20 protein-coding genes are annotated in these 26,308 nt (G+C 73.1%); 13 read left to right on the top strand and 7 right to left on the bottom strand.

Annotated features, from left to right (window positions below):
* Window positions 1-24: 24 nt before the first annotated feature.
* The 4 genes from HFV08_RS10785 (at window position 25) to fbaA (ending at window position 4,152) form a co-directional block, all read left to right on the top strand.
* Window positions 25-1,164: an SRPBCC domain-containing protein gene (locus HFV08_RS10785; protein ID WP_168538243.1), complete on the top strand. Its 1,140-nt coding sequence runs from the start codon at window positions 25-27 to the stop codon at window positions 1,162-1,164.
* Window positions 1,165-1,437: 273 nt separating this feature from the next.
* The gene (locus HFV08_RS10780; RefSeq protein ID WP_312885507.1) at window positions 1,438-2,250 is read left to right on the top strand and encodes an aldose epimerase family protein; all 813 of its coding nucleotides are present in this window, start codon (window positions 1,438-1,440) and stop codon (window positions 2,248-2,250) included.
* 119 nt (window positions 2,251-2,369) lie between these two features.
* Window positions 2,370-2,918, top strand: a complete 549-nt coding sequence (gene pyrE / locus HFV08_RS10775; RefSeq protein ID WP_040250393.1) for an orotate phosphoribosyltransferase — start codon at window positions 2,370-2,372, stop codon at window positions 2,916-2,918.
* A gap of 202 nt (window positions 2,919-3,120) precedes the next feature.
* A complete protein-coding gene (fbaA, locus tag HFV08_RS10770; protein WP_040250390.1) occupies window positions 3,121-4,152 on the top strand; it encodes a class II fructose-bisphosphate aldolase in 1,032 nt (343 codons plus the stop codon).
* 112 nt (window positions 4,153-4,264) lie between these two features.
* Here the strand turns inward: fbaA and HFV08_RS10765 are convergent, their stop codons facing one another.
* Window positions 4,265-4,696 (bottom strand): PIN domain-containing protein, encoded by a 432-nt coding sequence (locus tag HFV08_RS10765; protein WP_168538239.1) that lies wholly within the window; start codon window positions 4,694-4,696, stop codon window positions 4,265-4,267.
* The gene (locus HFV08_RS10760) at window positions 4,693-4,950 is read right to left on the bottom strand and encodes a type II toxin-antitoxin system Phd/YefM family antitoxin (RefSeq protein ID WP_168538234.1); all 258 of its coding nucleotides are present in this window, start codon (window positions 4,948-4,950) and stop codon (window positions 4,693-4,695) included. Before HFV08_RS10760 ends, HFV08_RS10765 begins: the two co-directional genes overlap by 4 nt.
* Window positions 4,951-5,044: 94 nt before the next feature.
* Between HFV08_RS10760 and HFV08_RS10755 the strand changes: the two genes are divergently transcribed.
* The 5 genes from HFV08_RS10755 to HFV08_RS10735 all read left to right on the top strand — a co-directional run bounded on the left by HFV08_RS10755 (window position 5,045) and on the right by HFV08_RS10735 (window position 11,240).
* Window positions 5,045-5,458, top strand: a complete 414-nt coding sequence (locus tag HFV08_RS10755) for a DUF3151 domain-containing protein (protein ID WP_168538232.1) — start codon at window positions 5,045-5,047, stop codon at window positions 5,456-5,458.
* A gap of 605 nt (window positions 5,459-6,063) precedes the next feature.
* Entirely contained in the window at window positions 6,064-6,888 is an 825-nt protein-coding gene (locus HFV08_RS10750) for a tryptophan 2,3-dioxygenase family protein (protein WP_312885527.1), read from the top strand.
* A gap of 34 nt (window positions 6,889-6,922) precedes the next feature.
* Complete coding sequence (locus HFV08_RS10745) at window positions 6,923-8,350, top strand: kynureninase (RefSeq protein WP_168538230.1); 1,428 nt, start codon at window positions 6,923-6,925, stop codon at window positions 8,348-8,350.
* A 452-nt stretch (window positions 8,351-8,802) separates the two neighbouring features.
* Window positions 8,803-9,831, top strand: a complete 1,029-nt coding sequence (locus tag HFV08_RS10740) for an alpha/beta hydrolase (protein ID WP_168538229.1) — start codon at window positions 8,803-8,805, stop codon at window positions 9,829-9,831.
* Between the two features lie 170 nt (window positions 9,832-10,001).
* Window positions 10,002-11,240, top strand: coding sequence for a cytochrome P450 (locus tag HFV08_RS10735; protein ID WP_168538228.1), 1,239 nt, complete (start codon window positions 10,002-10,004; stop codon window positions 11,238-11,240).
* 251 nt (window positions 11,241-11,491) lie between these two features.
* On the opposite strand, the gene HFV08_RS10730 is transcribed toward HFV08_RS10735, so the two are convergent.
* Together HFV08_RS10730 and HFV08_RS10725 are read right to left on the bottom strand one after the other, a co-directional pair.
* The gene (locus HFV08_RS10730; RefSeq protein WP_168538227.1) at window positions 11,492-13,102 is read right to left on the bottom strand and encodes an ABC transporter permease; all 1,611 of its coding nucleotides are present in this window, start codon (window positions 13,100-13,102) and stop codon (window positions 11,492-11,494) included.
* Entirely contained in the window at window positions 13,099-14,031 is a 933-nt protein-coding gene (locus HFV08_RS10725; RefSeq protein WP_168538226.1) for an ABC transporter ATP-binding protein, read from the bottom strand. Before HFV08_RS10725 ends, HFV08_RS10730 begins: the two co-directional genes overlap by 4 nt.
* Before the next feature lie 92 nt (window positions 14,032-14,123).
* Here HFV08_RS10725 and HFV08_RS10720 point away from each other — a divergent pair, with 92 nt between their 5' ends.
* On the top strand, window positions 14,124-14,672 hold the full coding sequence (locus HFV08_RS10720) for a GbsR/MarR family transcriptional regulator (RefSeq protein WP_168538225.1): 549 nt from the start codon (window positions 14,124-14,126) through the stop codon (window positions 14,670-14,672).
* Between the two features lie 133 nt (window positions 14,673-14,805).
* On the opposite strand, the gene HFV08_RS10715 is transcribed toward HFV08_RS10720, so the two are convergent.
* Window positions 14,806-15,693: a diacylglycerol kinase family protein gene (locus HFV08_RS10715; RefSeq protein ID WP_168538223.1), complete on the bottom strand. Its 888-nt coding sequence runs from the start codon at window positions 15,691-15,693 to the stop codon at window positions 14,806-14,808.
* Window positions 15,694-15,858: 165 nt separating this feature from the next.
* Here HFV08_RS10715 and HFV08_RS10710 point away from each other — a divergent pair, with 165 nt between their 5' ends.
* The 3 genes from HFV08_RS10710 to HFV08_RS10700 all read left to right on the top strand — a co-directional run bounded on the left by HFV08_RS10710 (window position 15,859) and on the right by HFV08_RS10700 (window position 20,836).
* Window positions 15,859-17,142 (top strand): adenylosuccinate synthase, encoded by a 1,284-nt coding sequence (locus HFV08_RS10710; RefSeq protein ID WP_168538221.1) that lies wholly within the window; start codon window positions 15,859-15,861, stop codon window positions 17,140-17,142.
* A gap of 173 nt (window positions 17,143-17,315) precedes the next feature.
* The gene (locus HFV08_RS10705; RefSeq protein ID WP_168538219.1) at window positions 17,316-17,900 is read left to right on the top strand and encodes a Uma2 family endonuclease; all 585 of its coding nucleotides are present in this window, start codon (window positions 17,316-17,318) and stop codon (window positions 17,898-17,900) included.
* Window positions 17,901-18,097: 197 nt separating this feature from the next.
* Window positions 18,098-20,836 carry a type 1 periplasmic-binding domain-containing protein gene (locus HFV08_RS10700; protein WP_210430136.1) on the top strand — a complete coding sequence of 913 codons (2,739 nt, stop codon included), beginning with the start codon at window positions 18,098-18,100 and terminating at the stop codon, window positions 20,834-20,836.
* 650 nt (window positions 20,837-21,486) lie between these two features.
* On the opposite strand, the gene HFV08_RS10695 is transcribed toward HFV08_RS10700, so the two are convergent.
* Together HFV08_RS10695 and HFV08_RS10690 are read right to left on the bottom strand one after the other, a co-directional pair.
* Complete coding sequence (locus HFV08_RS10695; RefSeq protein ID WP_168538217.1) at window positions 21,487-23,076, bottom strand: PstS family phosphate ABC transporter substrate-binding protein; 1,590 nt, start codon at window positions 23,074-23,076, stop codon at window positions 21,487-21,489.
* Window positions 23,077-23,627: 551 nt separating this feature from the next.
* The gene (locus HFV08_RS10690) at window positions 23,628-25,913 is read right to left on the bottom strand and encodes a serine/threonine-protein kinase (protein ID WP_168538215.1); all 2,286 of its coding nucleotides are present in this window, start codon (window positions 25,911-25,913) and stop codon (window positions 23,628-23,630) included.
* Window positions 25,914-26,308: the final 395 nt, after the last annotated feature.

Raw genomic sequence — 26,308 nt, 5'->3', positions numbered from 1 at the left:
GAGCCGTGGGTAGGCTCGGCCGACATGGAGCATGAGGTGTTCGTTCCGCTGCCCGCCGCACCCCTGAGAGGGGCCCTCGCAGACCCGGCACGGGCGGCTCGCGCGGTGCCCGGGCTGCAGCAGGACGCGGGCGCCGCCCCGGTCACCGGTCGGCTCAAGCTGCGCCTCGGCAACACCAGCGTCACCTACCGCGGTCGGCTGAGCCTCGACGGGAGCGCCGACGGCACGTTCACCGCGCAGGGCGAGGCCACCGAGGCCCGGGGCACCGGCACCGTCTCCTTCACCCTGGACCTGAGTCTCACCGAGGCCCCGGGCGGCACGACCCTCACCTTCTCCGGCACCGGCACCGCCGACGGCCGCCTCACCGAACTCCCCGCCGAGACCGTGGAGTCGGCCCTCCGCCGCCTGCTCACACGGTTCGCGGAGAACGTGGGGCGGGGCGCGGAGGGCAGCGGGGAGAGCAGTGGAGGGAGCAGTGGGGGGCGGGGTACCGGCACTACCGGCACCGCGGGCTCGCCGGAGGACGTCGGCTCGGCGGGCTCGCCGAAAGGTTCCGCTGCGAGGTCGCCCGAGGGCGGCACTACGAGTGGTACCGGAGCTGCCGGTGAGGGCGTGGAGCGGGGCGGGCGGGGCGGTCGGGGCGCTGAGGAGGGCGGGGCCGGGGACTCTTCGGGGGCTGCGGACTCGTCTGGGTCGGAGGGCTCGGGGGCCGAGAGCGCCGGGTCCAAGGGCTCCGGGTCCGAGGACTCCGGGCCAGGGGGCTCGGGATCCGCGGGCGACGGATCAGGAGATACCGGATCAGGGGATGCCGCCGCTGCGGGTGAGGCGCCGTCCTCCTCCTCGCTGTTCGACGCCGAGGTGCCGCCACCTTCCCTGGAACCGTACGGCGACGAGGACCTCGACGAGGAGGCGCTCGAAGGTACGACGGGGGCAGGCACGGAGCAGCACGCCGAACCCCCGGCCGAGGCCGCCCACGCCCGGCGCACCATGATCGGCCGCAGCGCGGAGGAGGTCGACCACGCACCCCCGCGCGGCCGGTACGCCCCCGTCCTCGCGCCCGACTCCTTCGCGGCCGGCGCCACTCTGCGCTGGGCGGCACCCGCCGCCGCACTGGTGGTGGCTTCGGCCATCGTCGTCGGGCGGGCCCTGCGCCGACGGCGGTGACTTCGCGGGCCGAGGGAGCCGAGCCGAGGAGCCGAGTCGAGGGGGCCGAGGCGGTCTGAGGTGGAAGGAGACAGCCCGAGGGCGCGGTATGCGCGGGCGGGGCTGGCCGGGGGCCATGCGGCGAGCAGTTTCCTTGGCCACTTCCGCTTCTGGGGGCCCTCCCCCCCCCCCGCCCCACCACCCACCACACCGCCCCACCACCCCGCGCCCGTCTCACCCCCACACCCACCCCATCGCATGCCCCCCACCCCCGCACCCCATAGGGTCGGCTGCGTGAGTAGTAGGGATGCCATCACGCTGACCGCGGGCGACGCGGAGGTGACCGTGCGGCCGGACAACGGCTGCCGGGTGCAGAGTCTGCGGATCGGCGGCACGGAGCTGCTGCGTCAGGGGGAGCGCTACGGCTGTTTCCCGATGGTGCCCTGGTGCGGCCGGATGCGGGACGGGCAGTTCCGCAACGGCGGGCTCCAGCACCGGATGCCGCTCAACGCCCCGCCGCACGCCATCCACGGCACCGGTCGCAACCTGCCCTGGCGCACCGCCCGGCACAGCGACACGACCGCGACCTTCACCTACGAACTAGCCGATCCGCACGCTCCCTGGCCCTATCCGGGGACCGTGACCCAGCTGGTCGAACTCGCCGCGGACGGCAGCGCGGTGACCTTCACCATGGGTATCGAGACCTATGACGACTCCTTCCCCGCCCAGGCGGGCTGGCATCCGTGGTTTCTGCGCAACCTCGGCAAGGACACCGAGGACGTGCGGCTGGACTTCGCGCCCGCCTGGCAGGAGCAGCGGGGTGAGGACAAGCTGCCGACCGGCAAGCGACTGGACCCGACGCCGGGTCCCTGGGACGACTGCTTCGGTATGCCGGACGGTGTCGATGTCACCCTGACCTGGCCCGGGCAGCTCGAACTCAAGGTCAGCAGCCGCGAGCAGTGGGTCGTCGTCTTCGACGAGCAGGAGGCCGCCGTCTGCGTGGAACCGCAGACCGGTCCTCCCAATGGCATCAACACCGAGCCGCGCCTTGTCACACCCATCGACCCCCTCGAAACGTCCATGACCTGGTCCTGGCGACGGCTCTAGGGTTACGGGGAATCGGGGCTGCGCGCCAGGCCTGTGGATAACTCTGCGGGGCGGGGCCGTTTTCCGGGCGCCTGTGGACAACCGGGGGTGTGCCGGAGGCGGCCCGTAGGATTTCGCCCATGAGTGACGTACGTGGCGCGCTGCTGCAGCAGATCAAGGACAAGGCCGTGGTGCACGGCAAGGTGACCCTCTCCTCCGGCCTGGAGGCGGACTACTACGTGGACCTGCGCCGCGTGACCCTGGACGGCGAGGCGGCCCCGCTGGTCGGGCAGGTGATGCTCGATCTGACCGCGGACCTGGAGTACGAGGCGGTCGGCGGGCTGACGATGGGCGCGGACCCGGTCGCCGGGGCCATGCTGCACGCCGCCGCCGCGCGCGGCCGGAGCCTGGACGCCTTCGTGGTGCGCAAGGCCGCCAAGGCGCACGGCATGCAGCGCCGCGTCGAGGGGCCCGGCATCGAGGGCCGCCGGGTGCTCGTCGTCGAGGACACCTCCACCACCGGCGGCTCCCCGCTCACCGCGGTCGAGGCGGTGCGGGAGGCGGGGGGCGAGGTGGTCGCGGTGGCCACCATCGTGGACCGGGCGACCGGTGCGGGCGAGAAGATCTCCGAGGGCGCCGGCGTCCCGTACCTCTTCGCCTTCTCCAAGGACGAGCTGGGGCTCGACTGAGGCGGTCAGCGCGGCCGCGCGGCCGTACCCGTCGGTAGTGCGCCGGGCGGCCCCGTAGCGGAACGGCGCCCACCGCACCGGCGGGGACGACGGGCGGGCGGTCTGCGAAGATGAACCGGGACGACAGGCAGCGCCGCCGTCGCCTTCCCCTGGATCAGGGTCGGTACCACAGACACCCCGCACACCATCAAGGAGCGGACAGATGCCCATCGCAACCCCCGAGGTCTACAACGAGATGCTCGACCGGGCAAAGGCAGGCAAGTTCGCCTACCCGGCCATCAACGTCACCTCCACGCAGACCCTGCACGCGGCGCTGCGCGGCTTCGCCGAGGCGGAGAGCGACGGCATCATCCAGATCTCCACGGGCGGTGCGGAGTTCCTCGGCGGCCAGTACAAGAAGGACATGGTCACCGGTGCGGTGGCGCTCGCCGAGTTCGCGCACATCGTGGCCGCGAAGTACGGCGTGAACGTCGCGCTGCACACCGACCACTGCCCCAAGGACAAGCTCGACGGCTACGTCCGCCCGCTGCTCGCGATCTCCGCCGAGCGGGTCAAGAACGGCGCCGAGCCCCTCTTCCAGTCGCACATGTGGGACGGCTCCGCCGAGACGCTCGCCGACAACCTGAGCATCGGTGAGCAGCTGCTCGCCGAGGCCCGCGCCGCCAAGATCGTCCTCGAGGTCGAGATCACCCCGACCGGCGGCGAGGAGGACGGCGTCACCCACGAGATCAACGACGAGCTGTACACCACCGTCGACGACGCCCTGCGCACCGCCGAGGCCCTCGGCCTCGGCGAGAAGGGCCGGTACCTGCTCGCCGCCTCCTTCGGCAACGTCCACGGCGTCTACAAGCCGGGCAACGTCGTGCTCCGCCCCGAGCTCCTGAAGGACCTCCAGGAGGGCGTCGCCGCGAAGTACGGCAAGCCCGCGGGGTCGCAGCCCTTCGACTTCGTCTTCCACGGCGGCTCCGGCTCCACCGAGCAGGAGATCCTCACCGCCCTGGAGAACGGCGTCGTCAAGATGAACATCGACACCGACACCCAGTACGCCTTCACCCGCCCGGTCGTGGACCACGTCTTCCGCAACTACGACGGTGTCCTGAAGGTCGACGGCGAGGTCGGCTCGAAGAAGGTCTACGACCCGCGCAGCTGGGGCAAGTCCGCCGAGGCGGGCATGGCCAAGCGCGTCACCGAGGCCTGCGGCCACCTGCGCTCCACGGGCACCCGCCTGAAGTAGTCCGGCGCTCTCCCGCGCGTCCCAGGGCCCGGTTCCGCTTCGGCGGGGCCGGGCCCTGCGCCGGTGTGTCGTGGGAGCGCCGGTGCCCCCGAGCGGGGGCACCGGCCCCGGTTCACACGTCGTCGGGCAGCAGACGGAAAGCCGGGTGCCCGGTCAGTGGTCGGATCGCGTGGAAGTGGCGCCGGTCCAAGGTCAGCACGGCATCGGTGTGGTACTCGGCGGCCAGTACGACGTTCATCGTGTCGGTCAGTTGGATGTGCGGGTAGCGGTGCATGACGCTGAGCGCCTTGCCCAGGTGCGCCTCCACCTCGGGTACGGCATAGCGGCGCAGGCCGGTGGCGTCCCGGATGTGGGAGAGCGCCTGCTGGGCGGCGTCGGGGCCGATCCGCGTGGTCAGCAGGTAGTCGAGCTCGGTGAGGACCAGCGGACTGATCACGAGGTGCGCGCCTTCGGCCACCGCCTTGCGGCAGGCCGCGTGATCCGGCTCGGACTGGACGTAGAAGGAGTAGAGCCCCGAGGTGTCCGCGATGAGTACGTCGGTCACTGGCCGAACCCGGCCAGGTACTCGCCGCGTCCGCCGCTCCAGTCGACCGGTGGACCGGCGGCGGTGAAGACCGGCGCGGCCTCGTCCGGGCCCATCGGGTCGACGGGATAGGGCGGTACCTCTCGCTGGCCGACCGGGCACAGTATGGCCACGGGCCGACCGTTCTTGGTGACCGTGACGCGCTCGCCGTTCTCGGCGGCGGCGAGGATCCTTGACGCGTTCTGGTTGAACTCGCGAGCCGTGGCAGTTTCCATGACTCCAGGGTAGTACATGGTTACTACCCCTGCCCGGGGCCCCGGGAAACTCACCCATGCCCCCACCCCACCCGCACCTGCCAGACTTGAACCCATGGGAATTCACGAGAACCTGCTCGGGGGACCGCCCCCGACCGAGCTGCCCGACGATCCGCAGCCGCGTGAGCTGCTGGCCGGCGGCACCCCGCCCACCGAAGTGGCGGCGAAGTACCCGACCTCCTCGCTCGCCTGGGCGCAGCTGGCCGACGAGGCCTTCGAGGCGGGGCGCGTGGTGGAGTCGTACGCCTATGCGCGGACCGGCTACCACCGCGGGCTCGACGCCCTGCGCCGCGCCGGCTGGAAGGGCCACGGGCCGGTGCCCTGGGAGCACGAGCCCAACCGGGGCTTCCTGCGCGCCCTGCACGGGCTCGCCCGCGCCGCCCAGGCGATCGGCGAGAGCGAGGAGCACCAGCGCTGCACCCAGTTCCTGAAGGACTCCTCGCCGGCCGCGGCCCAGACCCTCGGCTGAAGCCGAAGCCGAAGCCGAAGCCGCCCGGTTCGGCCGCGGCCCTGACCCCGGCCGAAGCGCGCACCGCGGCACCCGCCCGCCTGGTCACGCAGGGCTCACCCTGTGTGACCAGGCGGGCCTTGCCTTTTCCGGGCACGATTGCGGAGGATGCCCGGTGGGGACCGGGGCCCCCGTGCCGACATGGCAGGGGCGGACCGCTACCCGGAGCAGTACCGAGGAGACAGCGAATGTCCCACGAGACACCGCATCTCGACACGGAGGGCGCGCAGCCCGGAGGCCCCGCGAACGGCGGCCCCGGCGGCGGATCCCCCGGCGGTGAGGGCCTCGCAGGCAGGACCCGCGAAGCCCGGGATTCCAGCGCAGAGCACTCCGGCGCCCCACACCCCGGCGCCGGGCAAGCCGCCGACACGGCGCACGGCCACGGCCCCGAAGCTGCGCACACCCCCAGCCCCGAAGCCGTCCACACCCACAGCCCCGCGACCGGGCACGACGGCCCCGAAGCCGCACACCCCCACGGCGGGACCCCCGCAGCGGCGCACGGCGGGATCCCCGAAGCGGCGCACGGCGAGACTCCTGAAGCAGCGCACGGTGACGCCCCCGAAGCGGTGGACGCCGACAACCCCGAGGCGCCGAACTTCGACTTCGCGGACACCACCCCCTACGAGGACTATGTCCAGGCGGACGTCCTCACCCACTTGCAGCACCCGCTCTCCGAGGATCCCGGAGAGATGGTCTTCCTGGTGACGACCCAGGTCATGGAGCTGTGGTTCACCGTGCTCGTGCACGAGTGGGAGACCGCCTCACGCGCGCTGCGCCGTGAGGACCTGCCCGTCGCGATCGCCGCGCTCAAGCGCAGCGTGCGCGAGCTGGAGGCGCTGAACGCCTCCTGGACGCCGCTCGCGCAGCTGACCCCGGCGCAGTTCAACTCCTACCGGAGCGCGCTCGGCGAGGGCTCGGGCTTCCAGTCGGCGATGTACCGGCGGATGGAGTTCCTGCTCGGCGAGAAGTCCGCGTCGATGCTCGTGCCGCACCGCGGATCCCCGCGTGTGTACGCCGAGTTGGAGAAGGCGCTCGCCGAACCCAGCCTGTACGACGAGGTGTTGCGCTTCCTGCACCGCGCCGGCCATCCCGTGCCCGACGCCGTGCTGGAGCGCGACCTGCGGCTCAAGTACCAGTCCTCGCCCGAGGTCGAGGAGATCTGGGCGCGGATCTACTCCGGTGAGGAGAGCGCGCCCGAGCAGCGGCTCGGCGAGGCGCTGACCGATGTCGCCGAACTCGTCTGGCGCTGGCGCAACGACCATCTGGTCGCCACCCGCCGCGCGATGGGCTCGAAGGTCGGCACCGGTGGCTCGGCGGGCGTCGCCTGGCTGGAGAAACGTGCCACCAAGAACGTCTTCCCCGAACTGTGGTCCGCGCGCAGCCGTGTCTGAGGGGGCAGCAGTGTCGGGAGGGAAAGGGACCCGGATGAACCCGGTCGGCGCAAGCACGGACGAGGTCGGCGCAAGCACGGACGAGAGCAGAGAGGTCAGGAGCGGAGAGGTCGGGAGGGGAGAGGCGCACGCTCCCGGTGGCAGCCCCGTCGAGAGCCTTGCCGAGCGGGCCGCGGCGCTCGACGCGGTGGACGAACTCGCCGCGTACCGCGAGCTGTTCGTCCTCGACGAGACCGTCTATCTGGACGGCAACTCCCTTGGCGCGCTGCCGCGTTCGGTGCCCGGGCGGGTGGCCGATGTGGTGGCACGCCAGTGGGGTGAGCTGCGGATCCGGTCCTGGGAGGAGAGCGGCTGGTGGAGCGCTCCCGAACGCCTCGGGGACCGTATCGCGCCCCTGGTCGGCGCCGCCCCCGGGCAGATCGTGGTCGGGGACTCGACGAGCGTGAACGTCTTCAAGGCACTGGTCGGCGCGGTACGGCTGGTCCAGGGACGCGAGCAGCGGTCAACCGGCGCCCCGGACAAGGAGGTTGAGGGCCAGTCAACCGACGTGCGCGCCAACGGAGTCGACTCCCCGGCCCCGCCCGCCCGGGACGGGTCCGCCGCCCTCGACGCGCCCCCCGTCCGGGACGAGATCCTGGTGGACGCGACGACCTTCCCCACCGACGGGTACATCGCCGAGTCCGCCGCGCGGATGACCGGTTGCCGTCTGCGCCCGGTCGACCCGGGCGAGGTCCGGGCGGCGCTCGGGCCGCGGACGGCCGCGGTGCTGCTCAACCACGTCGACTACCGCAGCGGGCGGCTGCACGACCTGCCCGGTCTGACCGCCGCGGTGCACGAGGCGGGCGCGCTCGCCGTCTGGGACCTGTGCCACAGCGCGGGCGCGCTGCCGGTCGGCCTGGACGAGCACGGCGTGGACCTCGCGGTGGGCTGTACGTACAAGTACCTGAACGGCGGCCCCGGTTCGCCCGCGTACCTGTACGTGCGCCGCGAGCACCAGCCCCGGTTCGACTCCCCGCTGCCGGGCTGGAACTCGCACGCGGAACCCTTCGGCATGCAGGCGCGGTATGCGCCCGCCGAGGGCGCCCTGCGCGGCCGGGTCGGCACCCCGGACATCCTGTCGATGCTGGCGCTGGAGGCCGCGCTCGACGTCTGGGAGGGGGTCTCGGTCGAGGCGGTGCGGGCCAAGTCGCTCCGGCTCACGGACTTCTTCCTGGAGTGCGTCGCCGGGTACGTCCCGCCGGGCCGGGTGGAGACCGTGACCCCGCTCGCGCACGCCGAACGCGGCAGCCAGGTCGCCCTGCGCTGCCCGGACGCCGGGGAGGTCATGCGCCGCCTGATCGCCCGCGGGGTGGTCGGCGACTTCCGCCACCCGGACGTCCTGCGCTTCGGTTTCACCCCGCTGTACGTCGGCTTCGCCGAGGTGGAACGGGCGGCCAGGGCACTCGCGGAGGAACTGGCCTGAGGGGACGTCAACTACGCGCAGGGCATAGGTGAACCGCCCAGGTCGGGCCGCAACTCCCGTCGGCAAAGGCCCACTTCCCGGACGTATGAACCTGACTCCGCTGCGTACAGGAGAAGTTGCCTGAGTCCGAAGCCCTGAGGAGGAACGGCAGGAGCGGGAGGAGCGGGAGGGCCGCGCCTGACGAGGATGGGGGAGGACCGCAGGAGAGAAAACGCTCTCCCGCGGTCCTCCCGCGGCCCTCACGTGCCTCCGCGCCGCCCCACCTGCCGGGCCGCCACCCCGCCGGACCCTCCCCGCAACCCCCACCCCGCCGACGCAACCGGAACCGCTTCGGCATCCGTCGATCACCGCAGAGGGCGGGCTGCTACCGTCCGTTCAATAATCAACAGTTGTCAGTTGTCAGCTGTCCGGAGGAACCCGCTCCGGACACCCGGCCCTTGGAGAGGTTGCCCATGCCGGACGACGAGGCCGATCCGCCGGAGGCCTCCGGCGGGCGCGGCGGCGGCGCCGCCCGTGCGGCGGATCGTTACGCGGAGGGGCGTACCTCCGCCCGTCCCGCCCCCTGGAAGGCGGAGGACGCGACAGGCCCCGGCGGCGGCGCGGCCGGGGAGGCCGGCCGGGCGGCCGCGGCCCGCGACGCCGCCGAGGAGAGCGCGGCGTTCGCGCACCGGCCGGTGCCCCCGGACGCCACTGCCGCCTACGGCTGCGGCTCCGAGCAGGTCATCGACTTCTACGCGCCCCGCGGCGCCGTCGAGGGACCGGTCCCGCTGGTGGTCGCCCTGCACGGCGGCGCCTGGCGGGCGCCCTACGACCGGGGCCACCTCAGCCCCTTCGCCGACTTCCTCGCCCGGCGCGGACTCGCGGTGGCGAACGTGGAGTACCGCCGCGGAGCCGCCGCCGCGCCCGGCGGCGGGCTGCGGGCCGGGCGCTGGCCGGACACCTTCGACGATGTGGCCGCCGCCCTGGACGCACTCCCCGACCTGGCACGCACGGCCCTGCCGGAGGCCGATGTCCGCCGCCTGGTGCTGACCGGCCACTCGGCGGGCGGCCATCTCGCGCTGTGGGGCGCCGCCCGCCACGTACTGCCGAAGGACTCGTCCTGGTACGCGCCCACCACGCCCGCGCTGCGCGGGGTGGTGGCGCTCGCCCCGATCGCCGATCTCGCGCTGGCCGACAAGCTCAATGTGTGCGCCGGGGCGGTGTGCCAACTCCTCAGTCCCCGGGACGAGTTCCCGGCGCGGCTGCGGCTCGCGGACCCGTACTCACTGCTGCCGACCGGGATCGCCACCACGCTGGTGCACGGCCGGGAGGACATCGTGGTGCCCGCCGCGGTCTCCGAGTCGTACGCGGACGCGGCGGCGGAGGCGGGCGAGCCGGTCGGTCTGACCCTGCTCGACGAGGTGGGGCACTTCCCGCTCATCGACCCCGCGGCGGACGCCTGCGCGGTGGTGGCCGAGGAGATCCGCCAACTGGCCTGGTGAGCAAGGGCATCGGGACACCGGGCCGGTGCCGGTCGAGCCCTTCCGGGACGCGGCCGAGCCCTTCCGGGACGCGCGGGGCCGGACGCCGCCGGGGGTGAGGGAGGGCGGTGGGCACGACACGGAGGCCCCGGCCGGTTCACCTGCCTCCCCGGCGCGGTTACCGTCGGCGCATGTCCGTCTTCGCGCCCGAGTCCCCGCAGTTCGTCGCCGACCCGTACCCCGCCTACGCCGAGCTGCGCGCCGCCGGGCGGGTGCACTGGTTCGAGGGCTCGGGGCAGTGGCTGGTGCCCCGGCACGCCGACGTCTCCGCGCTGCTGCGCGACCGGCGCCTCGGCCGCACCTACCAACACCGCTTCAGCCACGAGGAGTTCGGGCGCACCCCGCCGCCGCCCGAGCACGCGCCCTTCCATCTGCTCAACGACAACGGACTGCTCGACCTGGAGGCCCCGGCGCACACCCGGATCCGGCGGCTGGTCGCCAAGGCCTTCACCCCGCGCACGGTCGAGCGGCTCGTCCCCTATGTGCACCGGCTGGCCGCCGAACTGGTCGAGGATCTGGTCGAGAGCGGCGGCGGCGACCTGGTGAGCGCCCTCGCGGAGCCGCTGCCGGTCGCCGTGATCGCCGAGATGCTCGGCATCCCCGAGGCCGACCGGCACCTGCTGCGGCCCTGGTCGGCGGACATCTGCGGGATGTACGAGCTGAACCCGGGGCCGGAGACGGCACGGCGGGCGGTGCAAGCCTCGGCCGAATTCTCGTCCTATCTGCGGGAGTTGATCGCCGAGCGGCGCGGCAGGCCCGGCGAGGACCTGATCTCCGCGCTGATCGCCGCCCACGACGAGGACCTCGACGACAGCGGTGCGGAGCGGCAGGCGGCCCCGGGCAGACTGAGCGAGCAGGAGATGATCTCCACCTGCGCGCTGCTGCTCAACGCCGGGCACGAGGCCACGGTCAACAGCACCGCGGGCGGCTGGTGGACCCTGCTCCGCCACCCCGCGGAGCTGGCCCGGCTGCGCGCCGAACCCGCTCTGCTGCCCACGGCGATCGAGGAACTCCTGCGCCACGACACCCCGTTGCAGCTCTTCGAGCGCTGGGTCCTGGAGGACATCGAGATCGGCGGCACCGTCCTGGAGCGCGGCAGCGAGGTCGCCCTCCTCTTCGGCTCCGCCAACCGCGACCCGGAGGTCTTCGCCGCACCCGACCGCCTCGACCTCGGCCGCCGCCACAACCCGCACATCGGCTTCGGCGCCGGGATCCACTACTGCCTCGGCGCGCCCCTGGCCCGTATCGAACTCACCGCCTCCTTCGGTGCCCTGCTCCGCCGCGCGCCCCGGCTGAGCCTGGCCGCACCGCCGCTCCGCAGGCCGGGCTTCGTCATCCGCGGGCTGAGCGAACTGCGGGTGGCGGTCTGAACCGCCGTACGGGAAGCCCCGGTTGGGGGCGGGGCCGGTGCACGCACGGCGCCCCCGGCCTGGGACGGACCGGGGGCGCCTCGGGGGAGGGATGAAGGGGACGGAAGCCCGTGACCAGGGCGGGGGGTCCCTGGTCACGGGCGGTTCTGGGAGCTCCGGCGGCCGCGGATCGCGGTGGCGGGAGACTCCGGTACGGGGTCCGGTCGTACGGGTCCGGCGGGGGGAGATCCGCTCCCGTACGGGGAGATGTACTAGGAGATCTGGTCCCGGCGGCGCAGGCCCGCGAGGCCCGCGGCGACCAGGGCCACCGAGAGGACCAGGAGCACCACGACGGGCGTCCAGTGCATCTCGGGACCGGGCAGCTTCGGCAGGTGGCCGAAGGGCGAGATGTTCATGACCGACTGGGGCAGGTCGGCCGCCGGGCCGATCCAGCCCAGCGCCAGGCACAGTCCCGCCGCCGCCCAGCCCAGGGTGGCCGCCTTCGGCACCACCGCGTACAGGACGAGGGCGATCCCGGCGAGCACCCACACCGCGGGGACCTGCACGAGGCTGGCGCCCAGGATGTCCGGTGCCTGGTCGCCGTAGCCGATGGCCATGCCGGCGCCGCTCGCGAGCAGGATCACGGCCGCGCCGCCGAAGGCGACGGCGAGGTGGCCGGCCGCCCAGGTGATGCGGCTGACCGCGTTGGAGAGCAGCGGCTCGGCGCGCTGGGAGGTCTCCTCGCCGTGCAGGCGCAGCACCGAGGCGACCGCGTACAGCGCGGCGATCATGCCGAAGAGGCTGACCATCGAGGAGAGGAAGGCCTCCGTGATGCCGGACTGGCCGCCCATCCGCTCGAAGAGGTCACGGGTGGACTCGTTGTCGCCGACCAGGTCGGCGGCGCCGTCGGCCATGCCGCCGAAGAGGATCCCGGCGAGCAGGAAGCCGGCCGTCCAGCCGAAGAGGCTGCCGCGCTGGAGCCGCCAGGCCAGACCGCCCGCGGTGGCGAGCCTGCCCTCGGCGGGCCCGGGCCGCGGCGGCAGGAAGCTGAGGCCGAGGTCGCGGCGCCCGGCGAGGGTGTAGGCCGCGGCGACCGTGACCAGCACGGCGAGCGCGAACAGGCCGAAGACGCCCCAGCGTTCCTCGCCGAAGGAGCGGACGTTCTCCGCCCAGCCCAGCGGGGAGATCCAGTTCAGCGGGGAGGAGGCGTCGTCGGTGGCGGCGTCGCCCGCGGCGCGCAGCGCGAAGAAGACGCCGAGGACGGCCGCCGTCATGCCCTTGGCGAGCCGGGCGCTCTCGGTGATCTGCGCGACGATCGCGGCGATCCCCGCGAAGAGCATGCCGACCCCGCCGAGCGCGAGACCGAAGGCGAAGGCGCCGCTCCGCCCCTCCGCGGACAGCCCCGCGGTGACGAGCAGCACGATGCCGAGGTTGGCGATCAGCGCGGTGAGCAGCGCCGCGGTCAGCGGGGCGCGGCGGCCCACCATCGCGGAGGAGACCATCTCCTGGCGGCCGGTCTCCTCCTCCTCACGGGTGTGCCGTACGACCAGGAGCAGGCTCAGCACCGCGGCGATGACGGTGGCGAAGGCCCCGTAGCGCCAGGCAACCAGGCCGCCGATGGAGTCGTCGAAGACCGGCCCGTACAGGGCGCGCAGCGAGCTGTTGCCGGTCATGTCGGTGGCGACCTGGGCGCGCTTCTCGGCGGTGTCGTAGACACCCTTGAGTCCGCCCGCGGCGCCGCCGACGACGCCGCCGACGACCAGGACCCACACCGGGAGCATGACCCGGTCGCGGCGCAGGGCCAGGCGCAGCAGGGCGCCGGTTCCGGCGAACTGCCGGGAGCCGCCGCCGCTTCGGGCGACGGGCAGGGCTACTGCGGTCATCGGGCCACCGCTTCCCGGCCCTGGTCCTGGGCGGCCGTCTCGTCGCCGTCGGTCTGGTAGTGCCGCAGGAACAGCTCCTCCAGGGTGGGCGGCGTCGAGATCAGCGAGCGCACCCCGGCGTCGGTGAGCGCGCGCAGCACCGCGTCCAGCTTGTCGGTGTCGGCCTGCAGCTTGACCTTGCCGCCCTGCACCTCGACGTCGTGCACGCCGGGCAGGGAGGCGAGCCCGTCGGCGGTGCCGACCAGTTCCGCGGTGAGGCTGGTGCGGGTCAGGTGCCGCATCTGCGCGAGGGAGCCGCTCTCCACGGTCTTTCCCTTGCGGATGATGCTGACGCGGTCGCAGAGCGACTCGACCTCGCTGAGGATGTGCGAGGACAGCAGCACGGTACGGCCGCGGTCGCGCTCCTCGGCGACACAGCTCTGGAAGACCTCCTCCATCAGCGGGTCGAGGCCGGAGGTCGGCTCGTCCAGGATGAGCAGGTCGACATTGGAGGCGAAGGCCGCGACCAGGGCGACCTTCTGCCGGTTTCCCTTCGAGTAGGTGCGTCCCTTCTTGGTCGGGTCCAGCTCGAAGCGCTGGATCAGCTCGGCGCGGCGCGCCTTGTCCAGGCCGCCGCGCAGCCGCCCGTAGAGGTCGATGACCTCGCCGCCGGAGAGGTTGCGCCACAGCGTGACATCGCCCGGCACGTACGCCAGGCGGCGGTGCAGCTCGACCGCGTCGTTCCACGGGTCCTGGCCGAGGAGCTGGGCGGCGCCGCCGTCGGCGCGCAGCAGGCCGAGCAGGACCCGGATGGTGGTGGACTTGCCGGCGCCGTTGGGGCCGAGGAAGCCGTGGACCTCACCCGTCTCGACTTCCAGGTCGAGACCGTCAAGTGCGTGTGTCCGCCCGAACGACTTGCGCAGGCCGGAGACCGTGATTGCCTTCGTCATGATTCTGAACGTACGCTACTTTCACAAACTTGTGAAGTTAAGGAAGCGTATAAACTCGTAGGGGACCAGCCAGCCAGGGGGAGAGGACCGGTATGACGGAGGCAGTGGACACCACCGGCACCCGTGCGACGGGCGGCACCGAGGCACAGGGCCCCGCGGGCCGCGCGCCCCGCGACGAGGAGGCCGTCTCCCGCTTCGTGGAACGTTTCGCCTCCGAGCTGGTCGAGGCCGGGATGCCGCGCATGCCCTCCCGCGTCTTCGCCGCCCTGCTCGCCTCCGACGAGGGCGTGATGACCTCCGCCGAGATCGCCGAGCAGATCCGCATCAGCCCCGCCGCCGTCTCCGGCGCGATCCGCTACCTCACCCAGGTCAACATGGTCAGCCGCGAGCGCGAGCCCGGCTCCCGCCGCGACCGCTACCGCGTCCACACCAACCAGTGGTACGAGGCCCTCACCAACCGCGACTCCATCCTGCGGCGCTGGGACGGCACCCTGCGCGAGGGCATCGCGACCGTCGGCCCGGACAGCAGACCGGGGCGGCGCATCGCCGAGACCCTGGAGTTCTTCGACTTCATGCAGCGCGAACTGTCCGGAATGATGGAGCGCTGGCGGGAGCACCGGGAGCGGATGTTCGGCAGCTGAGGCGGGCGGGGTTCTGAGCGGCGGGGCGTTCCGCGGCGCGCGGGTTTCGCGCGGCGGGGGGTCGGCCGTCAGCCGGTCGGCCGCCGGTGGTGCGCCGCGCGCGCCCCGGCGCCCAGGGCCGCGCGCCCGGCGCTCAGGCCGGTGCCTGCTCCGCCCCCGAGCCCGCCGGGGCCGGCCCGGGCAGGGTCAGCGACCAGGCGCCCGCGAGCGCCGTCCAGGTCCGGGTGCGCACCGGGCCCGCGGTGTGCGCGTCCGCGCGGTAGCGGAAGTCGGGCCCGGAGACCGTCACCGTGCGCGCCGTCGTCCGCACCGCCTCGCCCCCGTCCTGTGCCGGATGCAGCTCGATCCGGGCCAGGCCGTCCGCCTCCGGCGCCAGCGACATCGCCCGCACCGGCTGGTCCAGATCGACCAGGAGCACCCCGTCCGCCTCCACCCGCAGCCGCGCGGGCTCCCGTACCGGGGCCGCGGTCCGCGCCGGGCGGGCGAGCGTGCGCACCAGGGACTGGCAGGTGCGCAGCAGCGAGTGGGAGCCCCCGGCCGGTGACCCGGCGGTGTCCGGGGCGGCCCGGCCGCCGGTGAGCGGCGGGATGTGCAGATCGCCGAGGACCACCCCGTCGCTGTCGTCCACCAGCAGGTCGAGGCGGTGCTCGCCGCCGTCGAGCACCGCACGCGCCGCGGCCACCGCGCTGGTCGGCACCCCGAGAAGCCGGGTCAGCGAGAGCAGCCCGCCCACCGGGACCAGGCCCAGCGCGCAGGAGCCCAGCTCCCGCTCGCGGTGCAGGACCCCGACCGCGCGGAGCAGCGCCCGGTCGTCGCCCACCACCACGGGGCGCCGGTGGCCCCGCCTGGCCAGCGCCCGCGCGAACTCCTCGGGCCCCTGCGGCAGGCACACCTTGGTGTCGGCGCCGGCGCCGAGCACGTCCTTCGCGATCCGCACCGACTCACCGTCGCTGCGCCGCGCGGCCGGGTCGACGACCACGAGAAGCTGGTCAAACACGGCCACCTCGGTCCTGCCTCGCATCCTCGGGTAACATCCTTGTGCAAGAGCCCCTTGCGCTGTTGCGCCAGGGGCTTCGTCTATTCCGGGGCACCGGTCCGACGGGTTGCGGCCGACGAAGGCCGCCGGCATACGCCGCGCGTATGCCCCTGACCTTGGACATGCCCCGCCCGGAAGGGGTGTACGCCTGTGCCCGCACTTGTGCTGCTCGGTGCTCAGTGGGGTGACGAAGGCAAGGGAAAGGCCACCGATCTGCTCGGCGGATCCGTGGACTACGTGGTGCGTTACCAGGGCGGCAACAACGCCGGCCACACGGTCGTCGTCGGCGACCAGACCTACGCGCTGCATCTCCTGCCTTCCGGGATCCTGTCTCCCGAATGCACGCCCGTCATCGGCAACGGCGTCGTCGTCGACCCGTCGGTCCTGCTCTCCGAGCTGAGCGGTCTGAACGAGCGCGGCGTCGACACGTCCAAGCTGCTGCTCAGCGGCAACGCGCACATCATCACGCCCTACAACGTCACCATGGACAAGGTGGCGGAACGCTTCCTCGGCAAGCGCAAGATCGGCACCACGGGACGCGGCATCGGCCCCACCTACGCGGACAAGATCAACCGCGTGGGCATCCGGGTCCAGGACCTCTACGACGAGTCGATCCTCACCCAGAAGGTGGAGGCGGCCCTCGACTTCAAGAACCAGCTCCTCGCGAAGGTCTACAACCGCCGCGCGATCGCCGTCGACCAGGTCGTGGAAGAACTCCTCGGCTACGCGGACAAGCTGGCCCCCTACGTCGCCGACACCGTCCTGGTCCTCAACGAGGCCCTGGAGGCGGACAAGGTCGTCCTCTTCGAGGGCGGCCAGGGCACCCTGCTCGACATCGACCACGGCACCTATCCCTTCGTCACCTCCTCCAACCCGACCGCGGGCGGCGCCTGCACGGGCGCGGGCGTCGGTCCGACGAAGATCAGCCGGGTCATCGGCATCCTCAAGGCGTACACCACCCGCGTCGGCTCCGGGCCCTTCCCGACCGAACTGCTCGACGAGGACGGCGAGGCGCTGCGGCGCATCGGCGGCGAGCGCGGTGTCACCACCGGCCGGGACCGCCGCTGCGGCTGGTTCGACGCGGTCATCGCCCGCTACGCGACCCGCGTCAACGGCCTGACCGACTTCTTCCTCACCAAGCTCGACGTCCTCACCGGCTGGGAGCAGATCCCGGTCTGCACCGCCTACGAGATCGACGGCCGCCGGGTCAGCGAACTCCCGTACTCCCAGACCGACTTCCACCACGCGAAGCCGGTCTACGAGATGCTGCCGGGCTGGTCCGAGGACATCACCAAGGCCAAGACCTTCACCGACCTGCCGAAGAACGCGCAGGACTACGTGAAGGCCCTGGAGGAGATGTCGGGCGCCCCGATCTCCGCGATCGGCGTGGGCCCGGGCCGGGACGAGACGATCCAGATCAACTCGTTCCTGTGACCGGGTCTCCCGGGCTTCCCGGGCGGCCCGGGAGGAGCTGAGCCGGAGCCGTGCAGGTGCGGGGAAGTTCCCGTACCGGCACGGCTCACTCGTATGAGTGAGGTCCCGGACAACCGTGGCACCGCGGTGCCCGTACCTGCGGATACTGGCGTTCGCCTGGAAGGGGGTGCAACATGACGGTTATGGCCGAGCGCAAGTCTCAGATGCTGGTGGAGGACTTCGAGCAGATCGCCTCCACGGCTCCCGAGACCGTCACGTTGGAGTTCATCGGCGGACGGATCGAGGAGAAGCGGGTGCCGGACGGGGACCACGAGACGATCTTCATGTGGCTGCTGAGGCAGTGCATGAGGGTACGAACGGAGCTGGACCTCTACCCCAACAAGGGGCTCAAGGTCGGTGAGTACCGCAGCGGCAGGGCGCGCCCGGACGGTGTCCTCGCCCCGGTGGCGCACTTCGCGGGGCAGGGTGACTGGGCGGACACCGACGGCGTGCTGATGGCCGTCGAGATCACCTCGTACGACTGGGACACCGACCGACGCGACCGGCATGAGAAGCCGAAGGCCTACGCCGCGGCGGGCATTCCGGTCTATCTCCTTGTGGACCGCGACGCCTGCGCCCTCGTCGTCCACACGAACCCCGACCGGGACCTCGGCCACTACGCCGACATCCACCGCGCCCCCTTCGGCGAGCAGGTCACCCTCCCCGACCCCGTCGGTTTCACCCTCGACACGGAGATCCTGAAGCACTACGTGCGCTGACCGGCCCGAGGCGTCCGGGGCCGCCCGGGCCGCTTCCGCCGCGTCACGTCTTCGTCACGGGGCCCGTGCGGCGGTGACGCGTCCGGTCTGACGGGGTATCACCCTCTGGCGCGTTTTTTTCGTTGCCGGAGAGTGACTGGGTGATTACCTTGTCAACTTCCGTTATTCGCAGGCCATTTGACGGGGGAGTTGGGTAAATGGCCACACCACGGGAAGTACCACGCCAGTTCCCGGACGACACCGGGGCGGACATCTTCGTCCGGCAGTATCCGACGGCCGTGGCACCGGCCGACCGCGAGTACCTGGGGACCGGCCCGCCGCTGTTCCTGTTCACCGTGCCCGGCAGCGGCACCGCCTACGAGCGCCGGGTGCGCAGAGTCGTCGAGGCGCTGCGCGAACCCCTCGACGACAACGGCAAGCTCGCCCCGTACGCGGTCCTGGAGGCGGGTGCCGGCGGTGAGCTCTTCGCCGACGAGGTGGGCAAGCGGCTGGAGTTCGGGATACCGCGGTTCATGACCCCGGACCGCTTCCCGCAGTTCTCGCTGCTGCGCGACGTCGTCACCGAGATCCTGGAGAGCCGGAGCGCGGGCGGCGCGGGCGCGGGGGCGCGTGCGCTGCGGGACGCCGCGTACCGCAAGCGGGTCGAGCGGGGCGGGCTGCCCGCGCTGCTGTGGGGGCTCGGCGGCAGTGAACCGCCGGCCGCCGGGGGCGCGTACGCCTGGCTGGTGCAGGTGGTGTGGCAGCCGCTCACCCATGTGCTGCCCCGCTGGTGCTGGGCGCGCCGCACGACGCGGCAGCTGATCAGGCCCGCGCGGCTCTCGCCGTTCCGCCGCCGCCGGTGGCTCGGGGTCGAACTCGGCGCCGAACGCGGCAAGGAGAACCTCTTCCGGGTCATGGACGAGGTCGCCCAGCGGCAGATACCGCGGCTCGCCCTCGACCCGGGCCACCCGCAGCGCGAGGAGGCTCTGCAGGGCCTGGAGGACCTGCTGGTACGCGCGCTCCTGGAGGACCTCCGGGTGCCGCCCGCGCGCCGCTTCCTGCCCCGGCGCCGCCGCCGCACCGCCCGTCCGGTGATCCTCGCCGAACTCCCCGGGCAGGAGGAGGCCGCCCGCCCGGTGGAGCGCTTCCTCGCCGCCTTCCACCGGGCCCGGGCCGCCACGCAGCCGCCCGGACCGCTGGTCATCGCCGTCGGACGGCCCTCCGAGCGGCTCCTGCACCAGCTCGGCGAACCCGCGGAGGTCAACCTCGCCCAGGCCGGACTCCAGCTGAACCAGCGCGAGGGCGCACCCGTCCTGGTGACCCTGCGGGAGGAGCCCTTCACCCGGTTCGGGCTGCCGATCCGGCAGATCGAACCGCGGATGTTCCGCACCAGCTGGCGGGCGATGACCTCGGCGGTGGCCGCCGTCGCCGCGCTCGCCGTGCTCGGCGGCGGGATCAGCCTGCGGCTCGCCTTCGGCACCCCCGAGGAGCACCCGTGCGTCGGCGGCGACCGCACCCTCGCCGACGCCTCCGCCGCGCAGGGGCCGCCGCGGCTGCGCGCGGAGGAGTGGTACGAGTCCGTCCTGGGGGTGATCGCCGACGAGAACCGCCGGGCCGAGGACTTCGCGAAGAACCGCGGCCGCACCGTGCGCACCGTCGTCGCCTTCGGCTCCGACCCGCCCTCCTCGGCGACCCTGACCCTCTTCGACGGGACCATCCCGGAGCTGCGCGGCATCGCCATGTGGCAGCGCAAACTCAACGACGACGCCGACTCCGACGACTCCCGGGTACCGCTGCGGGTCGAGGTGATCCCCACCGGCGCGGGCTTCGCGCATGCCGAGCGGGAGGCCGAGAAACTCGTCGAGGAGATCGACAGCGGGCAGCGCAAGGGCGCCCGGCAGGTCATCGGCGTCCTCGGCTACGCGCAGTCGAAGACCGAGACCCGGGCCGCGCTGACGGTGCTCGGCGAGAAGGGCATCCCCGCGATCGGCACCACCGCGACCGCCGACGAGATGCTCGACAGCGAGACCTACCAGAGCTACTGGCCCTTCACCCCCGCCAACAGCACCGAGGCGGGCATCGAGGCCCGCTTCGCCGGGCAGCAGGACATCGTCGCCCGGCACAGGGGCGCGGGCTGCACCCCGGCCGAGCAGGCCATCGTCGTGCAGAACTCCGGCGACCTGTACAGCAGCAGCCTGGCGGAGAAGTTCGTCAAGGACTTCCCCGGCCGGGAGAAGGTCGTCAACTTCGCGCAGGACGGCCGCTTCCCGGGCGCCCCCGCCGGTACGCCGAAGGTCTCCAGCGCGCACGACCTCGCCGAGACGGTGTGCAAGGCGCTCAAGGAGCAGCCGGAGTCGATGGTGTTCTGGTCGGCGCGGGCCCGCGACTTCACCGCCTTCGTCAACGCCCTGCACACCCAGGGCACCTGCATCCAGCACGACATCACCGTCCTCGGCGGCAATGAGCTGACCAATGTCGCCCTCACCGGGGCCTTCGACGACAAGCACTGGCTGCGGCTGTACTACTCCGCGCACCGGCTGCCCGAGAACGACGCGAAGGCCAGCGAGAAGACACGGCAGTTCGTCGAGGACTACGACCGGTTCGTCAGCGGCACCACCAAGGGCAGCGACCCCTGGCGCCAGGACGGGCACTCCGCCGTCGCCTACGACGCCTTCCATGTCCTGTCCCGCGCCGCCGACGTCACCTACCGGGACAAGAACGCCGACCCGCGCTCGATGCTCACCGCGCTCAGCGGCGGCATCTCCTTCGACGGGGCGACCGGGTACGTGAGTTACGGCCAGGGCAGCAACGCCCCACCGCCCGACAAGACCCTGGTCCTGCTGCGGCAGACCGCCGAGGGCCCGGTGACCGTCGCGGCCTGCGGTGCCTACCAGCAGGGTCAGGAGACGGCGCGGCAGGGACCGCCCTGCTCGCCGAAGGCGTCGCAGCAGAGGTGAGGGAGCGGGATGAGCCCTCGCGGGGGCGCCGGTGAGCGGCGCCCCCGCGGACAGGGATGTGCGGGGGCGCCGCCTGGTGCCGATCAGTCGTGAGGACGGATGAGCAGCTCCACGATCAGCCCCCACAGCACCCTGGTGAGTGCTGCGACGGCGAACCGTGTCGCCAGCTCCTGACGCCACTCCTTCTTCTTCCCGGTCACCTTTCCACCTCCTTGACGCGTACAGCTCCTTCGCGGCAGACGGGCGAACCCGTCCGGAACGGCCGACAGAGGTGCGGCCGCCCCGCATGCGGCAGAGGCGCCCGCCCCCGGACCTCTCCCCTGCGAGGTCCGGGGGCGGGCTTCCTCTGTATCCGCGCCCGGAGCTGCTCAGGCGGTGGAAGCTTCCACGGTAGACCGGTACGAGAGCACTTGGGCATCCGGCGCGCGCAGCCAACTCGCGTCCGGGGGGCGGTACTTGGAGTGGGCGGGTGGATTGGTCCGTGCCCGTGCCCGTGGTCTGTGTGCGTGCCCGAGCCCGTGTGCGTGTGCGGCTTCGGCGTCGCTCGCGGCCGTGGCCTCGGCTGTGCTCGACCTCGGCCTCGATCTCGACGTCGGCCGTCGTTGACCTCCACCTCGGCCGTCCTTGACCTCGGCGTCGGCCGTCGGTGCCTACGGCCCCGCGCAGAGCCGGCGCGCCTCCGGTTCCGTGCAGGGCAGTTGGCCCTTCTCGCGGATGATCTCCTCGCCCCGGCCGCCGGGTGCCGTGACGAACTCCAGGAAGCGCGCGGCCGGTGAGTCGGCGGCGGGCGGGCCGTAGGTGTACGCGAACTCCACGTCCCGGTAGCGGTAGCCGCTGTGCTGGAGGTCCACCAGGGAGGGCGCCCGGCCGTCGAGCGAGAGCGGGTGGGTGCCCCTGACCCCGGTGGCGGCGGCGAGTTCGCTGTAGCCGATCGCGCCCGGGTAGCTGCGTACGGCCTCCAGGACCTGGGCGGTGCTGTCCAGTTCGCAGCGCTCGGGACGCCCGCCCCCTTCGGGCTCGCCGTCGCAGCCGCCGGGCGCGTAGTCGCCGAACTCCTGCCTGCCGCCGAGCAGCCGGCGCTGGAGCACGTCCCGGGTGCCGGAGTTGGAGACCCGGCTGACCAGGGTCACCGGCTCGTCGGGGCCGCCCGGCAGCTGGTTCCAGTTGGTGACCCGGCCCGCGTAGAGGTCGCGCACCTGAGTCAGCGTCAGATCACGCAGCCCGACACGGTCGTTGACCACCAGGGCGAAGGCGGCCACGCTCAGCGAACGGCCCTGGAGCTGCGGATAGGCGCCGGTGGCCGGGCCGTCGGTGAAGACGACCGTGGCGGGCGCGCCCCCGGTGGCGCGGGCACCGGCGGTGCGCAGCTCGCGGATGCCGGTGGCGCTGCCGCCCGCCGCGACGGTGATCCGGGTCCTCGGGCACTCCTTCTCGTAGGCCTTCTTCAGCGCCTCGGCCACCGGGGCGAAGGCGGTCGAGCCGGTCAGCCTCAACTCGCCCCGCGCACACAGCGACCGGGGCTCGGCGGTGCTCTCGCCGCCGTCCGCCACGACGATCGCGGCCAGGGTGACCACACAGGCCGTCAGCAGCGAGGCGAGCACCTGCGCCGGGCGGCTGAACTGCCGCGGCTTCGCGTCCAGGCTGGTACTGGCCGAACGGTTCTTGGAGACCGCGCCCTCCTTGAGCCCGCCGCTGACCGTGACCCGGCCGCCCTCGGCCCCGCCGGACAGCAGCACGAGCAGCTTGAAGTGGTCGCCCTTGTTCAGCGGCACCCGCGGGATGTGCAGTCTGCTGCCGTCCGGCCGCAGACCGGCCGCGTGGGTCAGGTACTCCTCGTGGCTGGAGCGCGCCTCCGGGTCGGCCTCCGCCTCGGAGTCCGGCACCGCGTCGGTGCCGGTGACCGCGCAGCCGAGCACCGTACGGCCGGTGAAGACGGCGGTCAGACCGCGCCTTCCCTCGGTGGTGTAGTCGTCCAGGCCGATATGGCGTGAGCCGTCGTTCTCGATACGCAGCAGCACCAGCGTCCGGTCGTTGCGCTGGGCCTCGGAGTTGAAGATCCCGAGGCCCTGCGCCTGGCCGTCGGAGATCTCGATGTCCCGGATGAAGGTGTCCATCTGCACGCGGTAGCCGATGTGCCGCTGACGCGGCGAACGCTCGTACACCAGCGCGCCGAAGGTCGCCGCCACGCCCAGCAGCGCCGTACCGACCGCAATGACGTTCTCGGCCGAGAACCAGTCCACGCCTGCCCCCGTGTACGTGAACGAACCGATGGTCCGGTCACCGTAAACGCGCCGGCGCCCCGGCGCGGCCTCCCGGCACCGGCGTCGTCCGATGTTCGCCGCGGGTTCGCCGGACGTTCGGAGAAGGGCCGGCGAAGGGCCGAAGAAGGGCCGGAGGGGGCCGGCGACGGTACGTCGACTCTGTGCTGCGCGGTGGCCCTTCGGTGGGCGAGCGGTGACTTCTTGGCTGGCGGCGAGTAGTCGCTGGGCGAGAACTCGCCGCGCTGCGGGCTGAGTTGAGGTGGCGTGGACCTTGCCGGGGTGCCGCGGGTCTCGGCCGGGTGCTGCGGGTTCCGGCCGAGTGCTGCGGCTTCCGGTCGGGAACCGTGGGTTCCGGCCGGGTTCGCCGCGGACTCGCGGACCCGGTTCCCTTCACCCGGGCTCGGGCTGCGTCATCCGGGCTCGGTCCATGTCACCCGGGCTCGGGCTGCGTCATCCGGGCTCGGCCCGTGTCACCCGGGCCCGGCCTTCTTGGCTCTCCCTCCGCCCGGGTCCCTCCGACTCCCTTCGCCTCACTGGGACTTGGTGTACGTCAGCTCGTCGCCGTTGTCGTTGTTCACCCGCTTCAGGCGGCCGTCCGGGAGCAGGGTGACCGTGCTCGCCGCGCCCGGGGTGCAGGAGGACATGGGCTCCCCGACGATCACCGTGGACGGCCCGATGGTCAGCGAGTCCTCCCCGGACTTCGAGGTCAGATCGGCCTGGAAGACGCAGTGGTACGTACCCGAGTCGGCGGGGCCGTCCGCGGTCAGCGAGAGCACGGTGTCGCCCGGCTCGCCCTGCTGGATGACGAGCTTGCGGGTGCTGCGGCCCTTGTCGTTGTCGATGGTGCCGTTCCAGGTGCCGAGGAAGTCGGTGGGTATGTCCCCCTCGGTGGGCGGCGGCGAACTGCTCCCCGGGTCCGTGGGCCCCTTGCCCTGCTCGGAGGGGCCCTGCGAGGGGCCCTTCTTGCTCGCGGTGGGGCTGGGGCCGCCCTTCGCCTCGTCCTTGCCGTCCGGCTTCATCAGCAGATAGACCGCGCCGCCCGCGCCCAGCGCCACCACCAGCGCCACCGCGACGAGCAGCGCCGTCGCCCGCCTGCGCGGCGCGGGCTCCGGCACCGGGACGACACCGGGACCGTACGGCGGGGTCGGCCCGTACGGCGGGGTGCCGCCGAGCGCTGCCCCCTGCCCCGGGGCGGCCGTCGGCGGGCCGTACGGGGGAGGGCCGCCGGGTATGCCCTGCGGTCCGTATCCGCCCTGTGGGGGGTATCCGTAGGCGCTCGGTGCCTGGTGACCGGCGTGCGGATAGCCGTAGGGAGCGCCGGGCGGCGGGGTGGCCGGGACCGCGGGCAGCGCCGAGGGGGGCGGGGCCGTGGCCGAGGGCGGTGGCGCCGTGTACGAGCCGGAGACCTGGGTGGGGAGGTGGTCGAGCGGGGCTGCTCCCGGGGTGCCGGGCGGCGGCGGGGTGGCCGACGCGGACTCCGCCGATGCGGCTGCGGATGCCGGTGCCGAGGGCGAGGAGGAGTCCGAGTCCGCCGAGTCCGCCGGTTCCGAGTCGGCCGGTGCGGAGGCCGGGGGAGCGGAGGTGGACCTCGGCGGGACCTTGAGTGCGGGGAACTTGGGGGTGGGGCTCGCGGGTGTGCCGTCGGCTGCGGCTGCGGCTGCGGCTGCGGCGCCCGGGGTGTCCTGCCCGTCCTGAGCGGGGTGCGCGGCGGAGCCGCTTGCCGCCTCGGGGCCGGGGTTCGGTCCCGGGCCCGCGTCCGGTCCGGTGTCCTTGTCCCTCTCCTTGCCTCTGCCCTCGGCCTGTGCCGCCTCGGATCCGGCGCCTGCGTTCACCGCCTGCGGGGCGGCGGCCGGGCCGGTCCGGGGTGTGCCGGAGGCGGCGGGGTCGTCGTGGCTGTCGGGGTCCTCGGTGTCCAGCAACTGGACCGCGTGGCGGCCGAGTTGGGCCACCAGTGCGCCGGGGAGCCAGGGGTCGCGGGCACGGCCGTCGGAGACGGTCTCCTCGGCCCCGGTGCGGGCGAGGATCTCCGCCAGGCTGGGGCGGGCGGCCGGGTCCTTCTGGAGGCAGTCGCGGACCAGTTCCGCCAGTGACTCCGGCACCTCGGACAGCTCGGGAGCCTCCTGCGCGATGCGGAACATCAGGGCGTGCACCCCGCTGTTCGCCGTGCCGAAGGGCAGCGCGCCGGTGGCCGCGTAGGCGAGCACCGAGCCCAGGCAGAAGACGTCGCAGGCGGCCGTGATGCTCTCCCCGCGCACCTGCTCGGGCGCCATGAAACCGGGTGAGCCGACCAGGGCGCCGGTCCGGGTGAGCCCGCCGTCGGTGACCGTCTCCAGGGCGCGCGCGATGCCGAAGTCGATGACCCGCGGGCCGTCGATCGTCACCAGGATGTTGGACGGCTTCAGGTCCCGGTGGATGAGCCCCGCCCGGTGGATGTCGCCCAGCGCGTGCGCCAGACCGGCGGCCAGGATGCGCACCGAACGCTCCGGCAGCGCCCCGTGGTCGCGCCCGACGACCTGCTGGAGCGAGGGTCCGGCGACATAGCCGGTGGCCACCCAGGGCACTGCCGCCTCGGTGTCCGCGTCCAGGACCGGCGCCGTCCACTGGGCGCCCACCCGCCGCGCGGCGTGCACCTCCTGGCGGAAGCGGTTGCGGAACTCCTCCTGCTCGGCGAGCTCTTGGCGTACCAGTTTCACCGCGACGGTCCGCCCGCGGTCGGAGCGCGCCAGGAACACCTGGCCCATGCCTCCCGCGCCGAGCCGCGCCAGCAGCCGGTACGCACCAATGCGCTGCGGATCCCCTGCCCCGAGCTTTTCCATCGCTGCGCCCGTCCTCCCCCGAAAGTGACAGGCCGAGGATAATCCGGTCCGGGCACGCGAGAGTGCCATGCGTGCTTTACGCAGCGAGACCGTGACCCGGCCCGGACCGGGTGGCCCCGACCGGCAGGGCGGCGGAGTGCGCCGTCTCGACCGGAACGCCATCCGGAGCGGCATCCGCAGCGGCCCCGACCGCAGCGGTGGCGAGCAGGTCCGTGGGGTTCGTGTCGAGGTGGGGGCGGGGGCGCCGTGCGGGGCGGAGGCGCCGGTGGTGGTTCCGGCCGCCGGGGTCGTCGCGGTCGGCGGGGTGGTGGTCATCGTGGCCATCGTGTGCTCCAGGTTCGTGGTGAGTGGCGTGGTGCCGGGGCACGGGGGCGCCGTAGGCAGGTGGGGTGGTG

Origin of the sequence: Streptomyces physcomitrii (assembly GCF_012273655.1) — a bacterium.
Classification (GTDB): domain Bacteria; phylum Actinomycetota; class Actinomycetes; order Streptomycetales; family Streptomycetaceae; genus Streptomyces; species Streptomyces physcomitrii.
This window is presented reverse-complemented; position numbering and strand designations above follow the sequence as displayed.